This is a genomic window from Nonomuraea sp. NPDC050394, from assembly GCF_044459065.1.
GTDB lineage: Bacteria > Actinomycetota > Actinomycetes > Streptosporangiales > Streptosporangiaceae > Nonomuraea.
The window spans coordinates 18,105-33,160 of record NZ_JBITIO010000005.1 but is presented as its reverse complement, the minus strand read 5'-3'; the positions used below and the strand labels follow the sequence as shown (position 1 = coordinate 33,160).

Sequence of the window (15,056 nt, the reverse complement as noted above, 5' to 3'; positions counted from 1 at the left end):
ACGACGGAAAGTCATCCTAGCCTGGAGTGCACTCCAGCTACCTAGGGTGATGTCCATGGAATACGTGAACCTGGGACGCACCGGCCTCAAGGTCAGCCCGCTGTGCCTCGGCACCATGAACTTCGGCCCGTTCACCTCCGAGGAAGACTCCTTCGCGATCATGGACCGCGCCCTTGAGGCGGGCGTCAACTTCTTCGACTCCGCCAACGTGTACGGCCAGTCGGCCGGCCGGGGCGCGACCGAGACCATCGTCGGCAACTGGTTCGCCCAGGGCGGCGGCCGCCGGGAGAAGACCGTCATCGCGACCAAGCTCTACGGCGGCATGACCGACTGGCCCAACGACGGCCTGCTGTCGGCCCTGAACATCAGGAAGGCCTGCGACGCCTCGCTGAAGCGCCTGCGGACGGACTACATCGACATCTACCAGGCCCATCACGTCGACCGCGGGACTCCGTGGGAGGAGTTCTGGGAGGCGATGGACGTCCTGCGGCAGCAGGGCAAGATCGTCTACGTCGGCTCGTCGAACTTCGCCGGCTGGCACCTGGCCAAGGCCCAGGAGGCCGCCCGGCGCAGAAACTCCGTGGGCCTGGTCAGCGAGCAGAGCCACTACAACCTGCTGAACCGGGCGGTCGAGCTGGAGGTGCTGCCCGCGGCCGAGGACTACGGCATCGGCGTGATCCCGTGGAGCCCGCTGGGCGGCGGCCTGCTCGGCGGCATCCTGCGCAAGATGGACAAGGGCCGCTCGTCCTCCGAGCGGATGCTCGTCGAGCTCGACAAGCACCGCGAGAAGATCGAGGCCTACGAGAAGCTCTGCGACGAACTGGGCGCCGACCCCGCGCACGTGGCGCTGGCGTGGCTGCTCAAGCAGCGCGCGGTGGCCGCGCCGATCATCGGCCCGCGCACGATGGAGCAGTTCGAGAGCAGCCTGCCCGCCCTGGAGGTCACGCTCGACGAGGCGGCGCTGACCAGGCTGGACGAGATCTTCCCCGGGCACAGGACCGCGCCGGAGGACTACGCCTGGTAGGTCAGGTGACCAGCGCGCCGACGACGACGATCAGCAGCAGAAGGCCGAGCACGATGGGCAGGAGCCAGAAACGGGGACGGTCCACGACTGTGGAGCCTAGCCGGGCTCCGGAGGTGCGAGCGCCCACTCGGCCAGTGACTCGTACCTCACCTGGGCGCCGAGGGTCGAGCTGACCAGCCGGACCGACTCGGCCCGCCACGGCGAGCCGGTGAATCCGGCCAGCGACTCCACCAGCGCGCTCAGGTCCTGCTCGTGCTTGGCACGGGCGAGCGTGAGGTGCGGGTGGAAGCGCTTCTCGTCGGTCTCCACCGCGCCCGCCCGGCGGGCTCCGGCCTTGACCGAGTCGGCCAGTCGGGCCATCGAGCCGCCGGTCACCCCTGCCCAGAAGACCCGGGCCCGGCGTACCGAGGAGAAGGCTCCGAAGCCGTCGAAGGCCAGGTCGACGGCGGGGTGGCGGGCTACGGCGCGCGCCAGCCGTACCTGGAGGCCGGGCAGGACGCGCTCGGGCACCTCGCCGAAGAACGCGAGCGTGATGTGCCAGGTGGCGCGGGCCGGCCAGCGCAGGCCCGGTACGTGCCCGGCGTGCGGAGCGATCGCCGTCTCGATCTCGTCGAGAACCTCGTCGGGCGGTACCAGAGCCGCGAACAACCTCATGCGGGCATCATGCCGTGGCGAGCGCCACCCTGCGGCGCGCGCCGATCATGCGTGTCATGAGCAGCGCCATGCCGGTGCCGGCCAGCACCAGCGCACCCGAGAGCATGACTCCGGCTCTCGGGCCGCCGAACTCCGACAGCAGGCCGACCAGCGGTGCCCCCAGCGGCGCGCCACCGGTGAACACGAGCAGGTAGATGCCCATGACCCGGCCGCGCATCTCCGGTGAGGTGGCGAGCTGGACGCTGGCGTTGGCGGCGGTGTTGACGGTGATCAGCGCGATGCCGGCCGGGACCAGCAGCGCCAGGTAGACCGGGTAGACAGGCGCCACGCCGACCGCGACCAGGAACAACCCGAAACTGATCGCGCCGGTGAGCAGCACCTTCCTGCTGGGCTTGGCACGGCGCGCGGCCAGCAGTCCGCCGCCGAGCGCGCCGACCGCGAACATGCTGGAGGCCAGCCCGAACGACGAGGCGCCCGCGCTGAACACCTCTCGGGCCATCAGCGCGATCGACATCGAGAACGACTGCGAGAACATCGACACGAACCCGATCAGCAGGATCGGCATCAGCAGTTCCTGCTTGCCCAGCACGTAGCGCAGTCCCTCGCGCAACTGGCCCTTGGCCCTGGGGACCGGCTCGGCGAGGTTCAGCTCCGCCTTCCGCATGAAGATCAGGCTGGAGATCACCGCGGCGAACGTCAGCGCGTTGAGCAGGAAGATCGGTCCGGTCCCGCCCAGCATGAAGATCAGCACACCGGCGACGGCCGGGCCGACCACGCGGGCCAGGTTGAAGATCGAGGCGTTGAGCGCGATGGCGTTGGACAGGTCCTTGCGGCCGACCATCTCGACCACGAACGTCTGCCGGGTCGGCACCTCGACGCAGGACACGAGGCCCAGCGCGAAAGCCATCACGTAGACGTGCCAGACCTGCGCGGTGCCGGTGACGGTCAGGATGCCGATGGCGAGCGCGAGCAGCGCCATGATCGACTGCGCGACGACCAGGATGGGCCGCTTCGGGTAGCGGTCGGCGAGCACGCCGCCGAAGAGGCCGAACAGCAACATCGGGAGGAACTGGAGCGCGGTGGCCGTACCGAGGGCCGCCGCGCTGCCGTGCGTGAGGTCGAGCACCAGCCAGTCCTGGGCGGTGCGCTGCATCCAACCGCCGAGGTTGGAGACGGCGCTGCCGGAGGCGAACAGCCGGTAGTTGTGATTCCTGAGCGACCGGAACATCCCGGTCCTGCGTTCCTCAGGTTCTAGATCTTGCTGAGCTTCTCCAGAATCGGGGCCGCCTGCCTGAGCACCGCCCGTTCCTCCGGCGTCAGCTCCTTCAGCCGTTGCGTCAGCCAGGCCTCTTTCTGCCTGCGCTCCTCCTTCAGGAGCTTCAAGGCGGCTTCGGTCACGCTCACGGTCACTTGCCGCCGGTCGGTCGGGTGCGGCGTACGCGCGAGCAATCCTCGCTCCACGAGCCCGGCGATCACGCGGGTCATCGAGGGCGGCTGCACCTTCTCGAGCTCGGCCAATTCGCCGGGGGTTATCGCGGAATGCCGTTCCACGGCGGCGAGCGTCGCGACCTGTGTGGGTGTCAGCGAGGACGCCGTCGCCTGTCGTCGTAGCCGCCTGGTCAGCCGCGCCAGTGACACGCGCAGAGCTGAAGCCAGGCCTGCGTCGCTCCGCAGGTCCATCTTTTGGGTGTTCGTTAGCATGAGTCATTACCTTTGCTAACTATATGGGTACCCAACACATTCCCTCCAGGCCGAAGATCTCACCCATTGATACAGCAGACCTGGCCGAGCATGAAAAAGGGGCGGTGACCCGGGGTGGCTCACCCCTCCAGAGGCCACGCCGGATCACCGCCCGCTGAGACATCCATGCTCCTGCGCGGAGCGGAGGTCACACTCCCACAGGGTGCCGGTACGGCCCGCGTCCCGGCTATCGGTACCCCCTACGGATTTCCCGGCGACCTGCCGTCTCGGCATACGTACTCCACGGATTGCGCGGAATCCCATAACTGATCGTTACGCAATGAATACGATCCGAACATGACACTAGGCACGTTCCGCAGACGGCCAGGAGAGCTCCCCCGCGACGTCACCGCGTTCATCGGGCGCCGGACCGAGCAGTCCGAGCTCGCCGCCCTCCTCACCGGCGAACGCCTGGTGACGGTCACCGGACCGGGCGGCGTCGGCAAGACCCGCCTGTCCCTGCGGGTCGCCGACGCCGTCAAGGAGCGCTTCGCCGACGGAATCTGCCTCGTCGAGCTGTCCGCATTGCGCGATCCCGAGCTCCTGCCCCACACCGCGTGCACGGCGCTCGGACTTCCGGAGAAAGCCGGGCAGACCCAGCTCGACACGCTCCTGGACCACCTCCAGGAGCGCGACATCCTGCTCATCCTGGACACCTGCGAGCACCTCATCGACGCCTGCGCGGGCCTGGCCGACATCCTCATGCGCGAGACGCCCCGGGTATGCGTACTGGCCACGAGCCGCCAGCCGCTCGACGTTCCCGGCGAGCATACGTATATGATCGCGCCGCTTCCCGTGCCCGACTCCGTCGCCCTCGCCGCCGGGAGCGGGAACGCCATCGAGCTGTTCGCCCTGCGCGCCGCCACCGTCGTGCCCGGCTTCCAGCTCACCGAGGCCAACGGCGACCAGGTGGTCGCGCTGTGCCGCCGCCTCGACGGGATGCCGCTGGCGATCGAGCTGGCCACCGTGCGGCTGCGGGCCGTACCGCTGGAGCAGCTCATCGAGCGCCTTGAGGACCGCTTCCGGTTACTGACGGGCGGCCGGCGTACGGCGCTGCCACGGCACCAGACCCTGCGCACCACCATCGACTGGAGCCACGACCTGTGCACCCCGCAGGAGCGGCTGCTCTGGGCCAGGCTCTCGGTGTTCGCCGGATCCTTCGACATGGAGGCCGTCGAGGAGGTCTGCGCCGACGACCGGCTGCCCGTCGAGACCGTCATGGAGACGCTGATCGGCCTGGTCGACAAATCACTCGTCCTGCTCGCCGACGAACCGGGCGCCCGCTACCGCCAGCTCGACACCATCCGCGAGTACGGCGCCGACCAGCTCGCCCGCAGCGGCGAGCAGGCCGCCGTACGCGGCAGGCAGATCGCCCGCTTCCACCGCCTGGCCGCCTACTTCGACGAGCACTTCATCGACGACGACCAGGTGGAGCGCTACCGGGCGCTGCGGCGCGACCACGCCAACCTGCGCGCCGCCATGGAGCACGCCATGCTCCTGCCCGACCCGAACGTGGCCGCCGACCTGATCAACGCGCTCTGGGGCTACTGGCAGATCTCGTGCCTGTACACCGAGAGCCGCTACTGGCTGGGCCAGGTGCTGCACCGGTGCACCGCGCCCTCCCGCCAGCGGGCCAGGGCGCTCGGCGTGCGCGCGTACCTGATCGCCTTCCAGGGCGACCTCGACACCGCCCTGTCCGACTGCGACGAGGCCCTGCCCATGGCCGAGGAACTCGGCGAACGGCTGCTGGCCGGGCGCATCCTGCTTTACCGGCACCTGGCGCTCTGCTTCGCCGGACGGCTCGGGGAGGCGGCCGAGGCCGCCGAGACGGCGCTGAAGATCATGGAGGAGGTCGACGACCGGATCGGGCTGGTCGCACTCGACGCCCAGGACGGCTACCGCCACCACCTGGCCGGCGAGCCGGAGGAGGCGCGGCGGCTGTGCGAGCACGGGCTGCTGCGGCTGGGGCACGGCACCGGCGAGCAGTGGCTGCGCGGATACCTGTACTACATCACCAGTGCCGCCCTGTTCGGCAAGGGCGACTACGAGGGGTGCGAGACGGCGGGCCGTACCGCGATCGGGATCAAGACGGAACTGGGCGACATGATCGGCACGGCCTACTGCCTGGAGACACACGCCTGGCTGGCCGCCGTACGCGGTCGCGCGCAGCGGGCGGCCTGGCTGCTGGGCGCGGCCGACCGGCTCTGGCGGATGACCGGGCTGCGGCTGAGCGGCACGGTCGTGATGGAGGAGTTCCACCAGAGCGCCACGAGCGCCGCGCTGGCCGCGCTCGGCGAGAAGCGCTTCGCCGAACAACGCGAGCACGGCGCCCGCACGCCGCTGGAGAAGGTGGTCGGCGCCGCGCTCGCCGACGCCGACCGGCTGCCGGGCTGCGCCCCCATGCCCGGCGGGCCGGCGATGGAGCTGCTGACCCGCAGGGAACGGGAGGTGGCCGTGCTGCTGCGCGAGGGCCTGTCCAACCGGGTGATCGCCGAGCGGCTGCACATCTCCAAGCGGACCGCCGACACGCACGTCGAGCACATCCTGGCCAAGCTCGGCCTGACCTCCAGGGCGAAGGTGGCCGAGCTGGTCGCGGGCGCTACAAACCGATGAGGTCCCTGATCGGCCCCAGGGCGAAGTACACGACGAACAGGAGGGAGACGCCCCACATCAGCGGGTGCACCTCGCGGCCCTTGCCCTTCAGCACCTTGATCAGCACGTAGCTGACGAACCCGGCACCGATGCCGTTGGAGACCGAGTAGGTGAACGGCATGAGCACGATCGTGAGGAACGCCGGAATCGAGACCTCGTAGTCGCTGAAGTCGATGTCCTTGATCGCGCTCATCATCAGGAAGCCCACGATGACCAGCGCCGGCGCGGCCGCCTCGTACGGCACCACCTTGACCAGCGGCGCCAGGAAGATCGCGACCAGGAAGAGCACGCCGGTCACGACGCTGGCCAGGCCCGTACGGGCGCCTTCCGCCACACCGGAGGCCGACTCGACATAGGTGGTGTTGGAGGACACCGAGCCCGCGCCACCCGCCGCCGCGCCGATCGAGTCGACCAGCAGGATCTCCTTGGTCCTGGGCAGCTGCCCGTCCGGGCCGATCAGGTCGGCCTGGCGGCCGACGCCGACGATGGTGCCCATCGTGTCGAAGAAGTCCGTCACGAGCAGGGTGAACACCAGCAGTACGGCCAGCAGTACCGACACCCGGGTGAAACCCCCGATGGGGTCGAACTCCGTGAACAGCACCAGCGGATTCGTGATCCCGAACATGTCGGAGGTGATGTGCGGGACGTTCAGCATCCACCCGCCGGGGTTGTCCTTGGAGAACGCACCCGGACGGAAGAGCAGCTCGATGACCGCGGCCAGCACGGTCGTGCCGACGATCCCGATCAGGATCGCGCCCTTGACCTTGCGCGCCACGAGCGCCGCGGTGGCCAGCAGGCCGACGATGAACACCAGGACCGGCCAGGAGGTCAGCTCCCCGGCGATGCCCAGGGTCAGCGGCGGCACCGCGTTGCCGCGGACGAAGCCGGAGTCCACGAAGCCGATGAGCGCGATGAACAAGCCGATGCCCACGCTGATCGCGGTCTTCAACTGCGTGGGGATCGCGTTGAACACCGCCACGCGGAACCCGGTCAGCACCAGGATGCCGATGATCACACCCTCGACGAAGACCAGGCCCATCGCCTCTTCCCAGCTCATCTGGGTGGCGATGCCGAAGGTGACGAAGGCGTTGAGGCCGAGCCCGGCGGCCATGGCGAACGGCACCCTGCCGACGACGCCCATGAGGATGGTCAGGACACCGGCCACGAACGCGGTTCCGGCCGCGACCAGCGCGATGTTGGGGCTGGTTCCGTCGCCGATGAACTGTCCGTCGGCGTCCGGCTTGGTGGCGATGATGAAGGGATTGAGTACCACGATGTAGGCCATCGTGAAGAAGGTGGCGAGGCCGCCGCGGACCTCACGGGAGAGCGTCGAACCTCGTGCGGTGATGCTGAAGAACCGGTCAAGAGTGCTGTTCACGCGCGAAGGGTGACAGCCGTCGCAACACATGAAAAGCGTAGGTGATCGTATCGAGATGGTATTGGAAGCTACCCTGGACAATGTGACACGTGAATGGCGACCAGAACCGGAACCGATCAAGACCAACGATCCGGCCGCCATCGCCGTGGGCACCGCGCTCTGGGTGGTCGCACTCGTCGTTCTGCTGATCTTCCGGCCCGCGCCCGAGAACACCTGGTGGATCTGGACCTGCCTGACCGGCGCCGGCTTCGGCCTGTTCGGAATCTGGTTTGTCAGACGCAGGCGCTGACATAAGTCACCCGCAACTGCTGTCATCTCCCACTACCTGGGCAAATCCGGTCTGACCATGCTTGAAGGCATGAAGAAGACCTTGACGACGACCCTTCTGCTCGCGACGGCGCTCACCGCATGCAGCACCGCGGCCAAGCCGGACCCGGCCCCCGTCGCGAAGAAGAAGGAGACCGGGGCCGTCGTCTGGGCCCCTTGCACCGACCTGACCGGGCCCGACGGCAAGCCCCTGAAGGACGCCTCCCTGGAGTGCGGCAAGCTCCCCGTCCCGCTCGACTACGCGAAGCCGGACGGCGAGAAGCTCGACCTGGCTCTCATCCGCATCAAGGCCACCGGTGACCGGCTCGGCTCCCTCGTCTTCAACTTCGGCGGACCCGGCGGCTCCGGCGTCGACACCCTCGCCCTCGCCGGGAAGGCGTTCGCCAGCCTCGGCACCCGCTACGACCTGGTCAGCTTCGACCCGCGCGGCGTCGACCGCAGCTCCGGCGTCAAGTGCGGCGACATCGACAAGTTCGCCGCCGTCTCCCCGCAGTCCCCCGACTTCGAGCGCATGATGAAGGAGTTCGCCGCGACCTGCGAGGAGCAGTCCGGCAAGATCCTCCCGCACGTGGGCACCGCCAACGCCGCCGAGGACCTCGACCGCATCCGCGTCGCCGTCGGCGACGACAAGCTCAATTACTTCGGCCTCTCGTACGGCACGCAGCTCGGCGCCGTCTACGCCACCAAACACCCCAAGAACGTCGGCCGCTTCGTCCTGGACGCCGCCCTCGACCCCTCGGTCAGCTTCAAGGAGCGGGCCGTCACCCAGGCCAAGGGCTTCAAGCAGGCCTTCGAGGCCTTCGCCAAGGACTGCGTCGCCCAGACCTGCGACCTCGGCGCCACACCCGCCGCCGTCCAGAAGGACCTCCAGACCTTCCTGAAGTCCCTGGACGACAAGCCCGTCAAGGTGGGCGACCGCGAACTGACCGGCGGCCTGGCCCACACCGGCGTCATCGCCGCCCTCTACTCCAAGATGAGCTGGCCCGTGCTTGAGCAGGCCGTCGCGGCGGCCAAGAAGGGCAACGGCCAGGCGCTCCTGAGCATGGCCGACCTCTACACCGGCCGCAGGCCCGACGGCACGTACAACACCATGATGACCAGCCTCCAGGCCATCAACTGCGTCGACAGCAGCGAACGCCCCACCGACGCCGACATCGAGGACGTGAAGAAGGCGACCCTCGCGGTGAACCCGATGATGGAGAACGGCGGGCTCGCCTCCATCTGCCGCTACTGGCCGGTGCGCGCCACCAACGACGACGCCAAGCGCGTCGACGCCACCGGTTCGGCCCCGATCGTGGTGGTGGGCGGCAAGGGCGACCCGGCCACGCCGTACGAGTGGGCGCCGCGCCTGGCCGCCGGCCTCAAGACCGGCGTCATGCTCACCTATGAGGGCGAGGGGCACGGCGCGTACCTGAGCGGCAGCAGCTGCGTCACCCGCACCATCGACACCTACCTCCTCAAGGGCACCCTTCCCCAGAAGGACGCCACCTGCCCCGCCGTCTGACCCGGCCGGCGGCCCAACGGGGGCGGCCGCTCGGCCCGCGCCCCTCCCATCCAGGGAGGGGCATCTGCCGTGTCGCGGTAGCGGGTGGGCGGCGCTGCCCGGCCAGAGGATCTGTCGTGCCGGCTCAAGGGCCTGTCTCCGTCGTGGTGGGCCGGCCGGGGCCGGGCAGGAGGCGGGGTACGGCCCGCATGTAGATGAGCATGCCGATGACTTCGACGAGGGTCTGGGTGACCACGACGGCGGCGGCCAGGGCGAGGTGGGCGGGCAGGGCCAAGGCCAGCGGGAGCACGACCAGGGAGTTGCGGGTGGCACCGGTGAAGACGATCGCGCGCCCGTCACGCGTGCCGAGCCGGAACAGGCGGGCGACGCCGAGCCCGGCGAAGGCCATGACGACCAGGAAGGCAGCGTAGAAGGGCACCACACCCGCCAGGTCGGCCAGGTCGGCCGGGTCGGCGGTGAGGGCGGGCACCTGGGAGGCGACCACGACCAGGAGGGTGGCGGCCATCAACGGCACCATCGTGGAGCCAGCGGCGGCGGCGAGCACGTGGCCGGGCCGGGCGCGCGCGGCCCAGGCCTGGGTGGCCCAGGCCAGCGCGAGCGGGATGACGATGAGCACGACGAACGCCTCGATGAAGGGGCCGGGGCGCACCGTCGCGGCCAGACCGGGGCCGAGGAAGAGCCACAGCAGCGCCGGCAGGGCGAGCATCTGGGCCAGCAGCAGGATCGGGGTGGTGGCCAGCAGCCGGTCGGCGGCGGCGCCGGCCAGGCCGCTGAAGACGATCACGTAGTCCACGCACGGGGTGAGCAGCACCAGCAGTACGCCGATGCGGATGGCCTGGTCGGCGGGCAGCAGCGCCAGCATCACCGCGACCACGAGCGGCACCACGGCGAAGTTGACCACCAGGACGGCGGCCAGGAACCGCCCCTGGCGCAGCGCCCGCACCAGGCCGGCGGCCGGGACCTGCAGAAAGGTCACGTACAGCAGCGCGCCAAGCACCGGATTGATCGCCCCGGCCAGGCCCGCCCCCTGACCGGGCAGCGCCCACCCCAGCAGCGCCCCGGCGGCGATCGCGGCCAGGTAGATGGCGATCTGGTGATCTTCCATGCGGGCGGGCAGGGTGCGGGTGGTCCGGCTCATCGCGGGCGTGGGTCCTGTTCGGGTGGTGTCGGCTGGTGGGCGGCCCTGATCACCCGCGGCGGAGCGGGCGCCTTCCCGCTCCCCGGGAGCGCGGCCGGTCCTCCGCGCGCTTCTACGAGCAGGCGGGGCTGTTGCCCGAACCTCCGCGCACCGGCGGCGGCTACCGTGACTACCCGGCCACCACCGCCGACCGCCTGGCCTTCATCCGCGATGCGGGGCAGGCGCCCTGCGAGCACGTGGGCGAACTGATCGAAGCACACCTGGCCCAGGTGAACGCGCGTATCGCCGAACTCATCTCGGCCCGCTCAACCCTGCACGCCCTCCGGCAACGCGCATGGGAAACCGACCCGGCCGGCTGCTCTCCTGATCGCGTCTGCACGATCCTCGCCTCCCAACAACCAACCTAGGCGCGCCACCGCCGAATCGACTTGCTTGTCGTTCGACCAGGGTCAGGCCTGATACAGGTTTCACAAGGGCAGACCCGGGTACGGCCGGATCCGGCCCACGACCGGAAGGCCCCTCGCCGGGGGCGCGGGGGCTTGCCCCCACAGTCACAGCCCAAGCCCCAGAGCGCGAAGCGCCCCAGGCGAGGACCACGCCTTCAGGCCCGGGGGCCTGCTCCCGCTGTCACAGCCCGAGCCCCAGGCGAGGACCACGCCCTTAGGAGAGGTCGGCCTCGGCCAGGAGGAGGGGGACGGCGGCGGGGTCGCGCAAGAGGGCCGCCACCGCCAGACGGTCGGACCACTGGCCCACGGCCCAAGCCAGCCCCCTCGCCAACCCGTCCACCCCCGTGCAGTGGATCGAGCCGTCGAAGTACCGCCACGCGCACGGCACCCCGTCCACCAGCAACTTCTCGTGCTCCACGTACGTCTCGGGCGCGGTGGGAAGCAGCGACCGCACCTCCGGCGGCACCGGCCTGACCTGGCCCTCCGACGTCACCTCGCCGCTCACCAGCTCCCCCGCCAACGGCAGGTCGAGCAGCTCCGACAACGACTCCGCCAGGTCATAGGACGCCAGCACCAGCGGCCGCGCCGCCACCAGTTGCAGGAGGTCGGGCGCCTCCACCACCACGGCGTCGTCGGCCGCGGCCACCACGATCTCGCCGTCGAGCACCGCGCGGACCCGGGACGGCGGCGCCACCCGCGACGGTTCGACTCCGGCCAGCGCGATCCACAGGGCCCGCAACTGGGCCCGGTCGACCACGATCGAGGCGTCGGCCATCAGGTCGAGCAGTTCCTCAGGCCCGCCGTGGGAGGCGAGGAGGTCGGCCAGCGTGGTGCGTACGCCGAGCATCGACAGCGCGCTCTCGTCGAGTCCGGCGGGCGCGTCGGTGTAGAGGCCCTGCAGCAGCGGGTCGGCGCCGGGCAGGCGCAGTTCGCGCGGACGGCGGCCGTCGAGCACGGGGTGCCCGGCCAGCCACCACGCCGTGTACGAGGGCACCTCCACCCCGTCGATTCGCAGCGGATGCAGCGCGCCACGCAGCGGTGGCCGGGTGAGGAGCGGCAGGGCGGCGGGCCAGTCGGCGACGAGCTCCAGGTCGCGTACGGCGGTGAACTCGGCCACGACCAGCGGCACCTCAAGGTCGGGCAGCAGGTCGTGCACGTGGTCGAGCCAGGCCTCCTCGCCGTCGAGGTCGTGGTCGCACTCGTCGTGGTCGAGCAGGACGTCGGCGTCGTTGACCACGGCGAACCCGTCGAGCACCCCGGCGGCGACCAGGACGCGCGAGCCGTACGCGCTGACGAGCTCGTCGGCGACCAGGGGCCCCTCTTCCAGGAGCCCCGCCAGGACCCCGCCGGGCAGCAGCAGCTCACCGGCGGCGTAACGTTCGCCGTCGGCGCCGCGCAGCGCCAGCTCGGCCAGCCAGGGGACCTCTCCGGGCGCGAGCGCGGCGGCGTCGACCAGGGAGAGTACGGCCCGCGCTATCGGTTCCGGGTCGTCGCTGTCGAGCGACTCGGAGATGGCGGTGCGGGTGAGCGTGTCTTCGAGCACGGTGCGCGGGGTGGCTTCGGCGGCGCCGAGGCGCAGCAGCAGCGGGTGCGCCGCGTCGGGGTGGACGATCCGCAGGCCCAGGGCCTCCAGGTCGAGCGAGGCCCCGGTCAGCATGAGCGTGCCGCGCGGCCCGCGCACCAGCCGCCCGTCGGCCAGCGGGACCGGCAGCGCCCCGAGCGACTCGGGGTCGTCGTAGGGCAGCACGTCGTAGAGCGCGTGCCACCAGGCGGGGTCGCGGCCCTCGACGCCCTCGCCGGACAGCAGGTCGATCACGTCCGCCAGCTCGACCCTGCGTACGCCGAGCGAGGCCATCGCCGGATGCCGCGCCGGCCAGCCCGCGGGCAGCAGGCCGGGAACGAACCCGGCGACCGCCTCCAGCAGGTCACTCGCCCCCGCGACCACCGCCGCCTCGCGGCCCGCGACGACCCAGCCGTCGGGTCCCTTGTCGGGGGCGGGGTGTTCGACGTGCCATTGGGCGTCGGGCTCGTAGACGGCGGCCTCGCTGAACGACGCGGTCTCCACGGCCGGAGCGGGCGCCGACAGCGCGGGCAGCAGCGGGGTCGCGGGCAGGCGGCGCAGGATCGCGCGGCGGATGCGGGCGTCGAGCTCGCCCTTGCCCATGAGCGCGGGCACCAGGTCGAGCAGCTTGGGCGTGCGCGGCAGCTCCTTGAGCAGGCGCAGGTAGGACTCGGCGGCCTTGTCGATGAGGAAGTCGGTCAGCGGGCCCTTGGCCACGTGCCGCCGGTCGGTGGCCATCGGGAAGGAGGCGATGAGCAGCGCGGGCAGGTCGAGCGCCTCGTCGCTGGGCGTGGGCGCGTGCACGACCGCGGGCACACCGGCCGGCAGCGGCCGCGGCTCGCGCGCGGCCCCTTCCGTGACAACCCCGTCCACGGGTACGGCCCAGCGCACCGACCAGTAGGGCCGGGCCCGTTCCTCGGTGGGCCGGTCGGCGAACAGCTCGGCCACCTGCTCGGCGGTGAACTCGCCGGAGTCGGCCACCAGATGCCACCCGTCGGCGTCCACCCGGCGCAACGCGCCGTCGAGCTCGATCTCGATGGCTTCGAGCGCGGGCAGGCCGAGCAGGAGCGCCGGGCTGGTCTCGGCCAGCATCCGCCGGACCGCCTCGGTCGCCGTCTTGTCGCGCAGCGGCAGCCGTACCAGAGAGTCGAAACCGCCGGGCACCGTGAGCGGGTCGGCCGCGAACGGCAGGCGCAGCAGCGGGACGTGCCCGGAACGCCCGGACAATTCACCAGCCAGGACCGGGACACCGGCGACCAGAGCGGTGGTCTCCGCACGCGACCAGCGCACCGCGCCGGACTCGCGTGATCCGATGGACGGCTCGTCGGTCACCGAGACGACGGCGGCGAACCCGACGCCGAAGCGCCCGGCGGCGCCCGCCTCGTCGCGTTTGCCGGACACGCGCAGCGTGGACAGGCCCTCGACGCCGGTCGCGTCGAGCGGTGCGCCGGTGTTGGCGGCGGTGAGCACGTCGCCGTCGAGGCTGAGCCGCAGCACCCCCGGCACTCCGGCGCGCAGGGCGGCGTCGGCGGCGTTCTGCGCGAGCTCGACGATGAGCCGATCTCGATAACCGCCGAGGGCGAAGTCTTCCTCGGCGTTGGCGTCCTCACGGAAACGGGCGGGCGAGGCCGTCCAGGCCGTGAGGACCGCCGCGCGCATCCGGTCGGTGCCGAAGCTGTCCACGATCCTCCAATGCGGGTAGGGGTCCCCGAAGATTAGCGGCCCCGACCGACAGTGAAGTCAGGAGTGGCCGAGCTCCTCGGAGGCCGATTCGTCGACCGAGCCCGCCTCGTCCTCGATCAGGTCGAAGCCCATGTCGTCGAGGATGGGCGAGGCCTGCTCCACCGGGGGCGGCATGACCGCGGCCTCGGAGTGGGCGCCGCAGCCGTGGTCGGCGGAGACCACCTTGCCGTCGTCCGGCGCGTACTCATTCGCGCACACCCCGAACTCCAGCCGCATCACACCCGCGAGCGGCAAGAAGAAGCCACAGGTGGAGCACTGAGCGGGCGCGGCGTGTGCGATCGGCGTGTGCGGTCCGTGCTCGCCGGAGTGCCAGCGTCTGGCGGCCCGGTCCCTGCCCGCGGCCGAGAGCACACGGGCCCGGCCCAGGCCGTATTCGAAAATCATCTGGGTGTCGCCGTCGTCGCTGGTCTCGGCGAAACCGGGCTCAAGGCGGTCGTCGTCGTCGGCCGTGGGCAGCAGGTCGCCCACGCCGAGGTCGCCGGGGCGCAGCCGCTCGCTCCACGGCAGCCACTCGGGCGCGAGCAGCGCGCCCGCGCCGGGCAGCAGCACGGCCTCGCTGACCGTCACGATCTTCGCGCGTGAGGCGCGGGTGACGGTGATGGCCCAGCGCCAGCCCCGGTACGCCCGGTCCTGGCAGGCGAAGTAATGGGTGACGACCCGGTCGCCCTCGCTCTCGACGCCCAGGTGATCGCCGGGCTCGCCGGGCCGGGCGAGCTCGAGCGCGGCCGCGCGGGCCAGATCGACCGCGGCGACGCAGGCCTGGTCGGGCGGGGCCACGCGTGTCCTGGTGCGGGTCATCGGACCGCCTCCGCCGAAAGGTGCTGTTCGCTCACACTTCATTCTCACCCATGGGCGGACCTGACAGCGCCCTCACAGAGAATCCAGGTCC

The 15,056-nt window shown here is 70.9% G+C and carries 12 protein-coding genes; 5 read left to right on the top strand and 7 right to left on the bottom strand.

Translation table 11 applies throughout. From position 1 onward, the window contains the following. Window positions 1-55 precede the first annotated feature (55 nt). Window positions 56-1,024 (top strand): aldo/keto reductase, encoded by a 969-nt coding sequence (locus ACIBKY_RS21065; protein ID WP_397098489.1) that lies wholly within the window; start codon window positions 56-58, stop codon window positions 1,022-1,024. A gap of 96 nt (window positions 1,025-1,120) precedes the next feature. On the opposite strand, the gene thpR is transcribed toward ACIBKY_RS21065, so the two are convergent. Genes thpR through ACIBKY_RS21050 form a run of 3 tightly spaced genes read right to left on the bottom strand, consistent with a single transcriptional unit; the run spans window position 1,121 to window position 3,379 of the window. Further along, window positions 1,121-1,678: an RNA 2',3'-cyclic phosphodiesterase gene (gene thpR / locus ACIBKY_RS21060; protein WP_397098487.1), complete on the bottom strand. Its 558-nt coding sequence runs from the start codon at window positions 1,676-1,678 to the stop codon at window positions 1,121-1,123. 7 nt (window positions 1,679-1,685) lie between these two features. Continuing rightward, window positions 1,686-2,906 (bottom strand): MFS transporter, encoded by a 1,221-nt coding sequence (locus ACIBKY_RS21055; RefSeq protein ID WP_397098485.1) that lies wholly within the window; start codon window positions 2,904-2,906, stop codon window positions 1,686-1,688. A 23-nt stretch (window positions 2,907-2,929) separates the two neighbouring features. Beyond that, a complete protein-coding gene (locus ACIBKY_RS21050; protein WP_379618280.1) occupies window positions 2,930-3,379 on the bottom strand; it encodes a MarR family winged helix-turn-helix transcriptional regulator in 450 nt (149 codons plus the stop codon). Window positions 3,380-3,715: 336 nt separating this feature from the next. On the opposite strand from ACIBKY_RS21050, the gene ACIBKY_RS21045 reads away from it, so the two are divergent. Further along, the gene (locus tag ACIBKY_RS21045) at window positions 3,716-6,031 is read left to right on the top strand and encodes an ATP-binding protein (RefSeq protein WP_397098483.1); all 2,316 of its coding nucleotides are present in this window, start codon (window positions 3,716-3,718) and stop codon (window positions 6,029-6,031) included. Here the strand turns inward: ACIBKY_RS21045 and ACIBKY_RS21040 are convergent. Beyond that, on the bottom strand, window positions 6,018-7,478 hold the full coding sequence (locus ACIBKY_RS21040; RefSeq protein WP_397098481.1) for an NCS2 family permease: 1,461 nt from the start codon (window positions 7,476-7,478) through the stop codon (window positions 6,018-6,020). The two genes, ACIBKY_RS21045 and ACIBKY_RS21040, sit on opposite strands and share 14 nt — an antisense overlap. Before the next feature lie 52 nt (window positions 7,479-7,530). On the opposite strand from ACIBKY_RS21040, the gene ACIBKY_RS21035 reads away from it, so the two are divergent. Together ACIBKY_RS21035 and ACIBKY_RS21030 are read left to right on the top strand one after the other, a co-directional pair. Then, a complete protein-coding gene (locus ACIBKY_RS21035) occupies window positions 7,531-7,737 on the top strand; it encodes a DUF2530 domain-containing protein (protein WP_397098479.1) in 207 nt (68 codons plus the stop codon). 69 nt (window positions 7,738-7,806) lie between these two features. Beyond that, the gene (locus ACIBKY_RS21030) at window positions 7,807-9,279 is read left to right on the top strand and encodes an alpha/beta hydrolase (protein ID WP_397098477.1); all 1,473 of its coding nucleotides are present in this window, start codon (window positions 7,807-7,809) and stop codon (window positions 9,277-9,279) included. Window positions 9,280-9,403: 124 nt separating this feature from the next. On the opposite strand, the gene ACIBKY_RS21025 is transcribed toward ACIBKY_RS21030, so the two are convergent. After that, entirely contained in the window at window positions 9,404-10,417 is a 1,014-nt protein-coding gene (locus ACIBKY_RS21025; RefSeq protein WP_397098475.1) for an arsenic resistance protein, read from the bottom strand. Window positions 10,418-10,452: 35 nt separating this feature from the next. Between ACIBKY_RS21025 and ACIBKY_RS21020 the strand changes: the two genes are divergently transcribed. Next, a complete protein-coding gene (locus ACIBKY_RS21020; RefSeq protein WP_397098473.1) occupies window positions 10,453-10,824 on the top strand; it encodes a MerR family DNA-binding transcriptional regulator in 372 nt (123 codons plus the stop codon). A 253-nt stretch (window positions 10,825-11,077) separates the two neighbouring features. Here the strand turns inward: ACIBKY_RS21020 and ACIBKY_RS21015 are convergent, their stop codons facing one another. Beyond that, window positions 11,078-14,110, bottom strand: a complete 3,033-nt coding sequence (locus ACIBKY_RS21015) for a sacsin N-terminal ATP-binding-like domain-containing protein (RefSeq protein ID WP_397099453.1) — start codon at window positions 14,108-14,110, stop codon at window positions 11,078-11,080. A 54-nt stretch (window positions 14,111-14,164) separates the two neighbouring features. After that, the gene (locus tag ACIBKY_RS21010) at window positions 14,165-14,965 is read right to left on the bottom strand and encodes a DUF3027 domain-containing protein (RefSeq protein ID WP_397098471.1); all 801 of its coding nucleotides are present in this window, start codon (window positions 14,963-14,965) and stop codon (window positions 14,165-14,167) included. Window positions 14,966-15,056: the final 91 nt, after the last annotated feature.

Bases quoted from the DNA above. Each gene is read 5' to 3' on its own strand.
- ACIBKY_RS21065 (WP_397098489.1), top strand. From the start codon at position 56: ATGGAATACGTGAACCTGGGACGCACCGGCCTCAAGGTCAGCCCGCTG.
- thpR (WP_397098487.1), bottom strand. From the start codon at position 1,678: ATGAGGTTGTTCGCGGCTCTGGTACCGCCCGACGAGGTTCTCGACGAG.
- ACIBKY_RS21055 (WP_397098485.1), bottom strand. From the start codon at position 2,906: ATGTTCCGGTCGCTCAGGAATCACAACTACCGGCTGTTCGCCTCCGGC.
- ACIBKY_RS21050 (WP_379618280.1), bottom strand. From the start codon at position 3,379: ATGCTAACGAACACCCAAAAGATGGACCTGCGGAGCGACGCAGGCCTG.
- ACIBKY_RS21045 (WP_397098483.1), top strand. From the start codon at position 3,716: ATGACACTAGGCACGTTCCGCAGACGGCCAGGAGAGCTCCCCCGCGAC.
- ACIBKY_RS21040 (WP_397098481.1), bottom strand. From the start codon at position 7,478: ATGTGTTGCGACGGCTGTCACCCTTCGCGCGTGAACAGCACTCTTGAC.
- ACIBKY_RS21030 (WP_397098477.1), top strand. From the start codon at position 7,807: ATGAAGAAGACCTTGACGACGACCCTTCTGCTCGCGACGGCGCTCACC.
- ACIBKY_RS21025 (WP_397098475.1), bottom strand. From the start codon at position 10,417: ATGAGCCGGACCACCCGCACCCTGCCCGCCCGCATGGAAGATCACCAG.
- ACIBKY_RS21010 (WP_397098471.1), bottom strand. From the start codon at position 14,965: ATGACCCGCACCAGGACACGCGTGGCCCCGCCCGACCAGGCCTGCGTC.